General features: G+C 75.0%; 1 pseudogene. It reads right to left on the minus strand.

Annotated features, from left to right (window positions below):
- Positions 1-324: pseudogene (locus tag JGS39_RS40430) on the minus strand (transglycosylase domain-containing protein); the annotation flags it as partial.

Consider the following 324-nt stretch of genomic DNA (forward strand, 5'->3'; position numbering starts at 1 on the left):
CGGCTGTCCGGTGGTGCCGGGTGGGGTGCCCTCCTCGCTGGGGAGTTCGGTCTCGTCGGTGCCGCGCTCCAGGTCGAGGCGGAAGTTGGCGACCGGGGTGCCGCGCAGGGCGGTGCGGGTGTACTGGGCCCAGGTCTGGGCGGGGGCGCCGCCGCCGTTGATGCGGGGGAGGCCGAGTGCTCCGTAGAGGGATTTCTGGGCGCCGGTGTCGGGGTCCTGGCCCATGACGGCGATGACGGTGGCGAGGTCGGGGGTGTAGCCGGCGAACCAGGCGGCCCTGTCCTCCTCGGCGGTGCCGGTCTTTCCGGCGGAGGGGCGGCCGGA

The sequence above is a fragment of the Streptomyces poriferorum genome (assembly GCF_019399235.1).
Taxonomy (GTDB): Bacteria; Actinomycetota; Actinomycetes; order Streptomycetales; family Streptomycetaceae; genus Streptomyces; species Streptomyces poriferorum.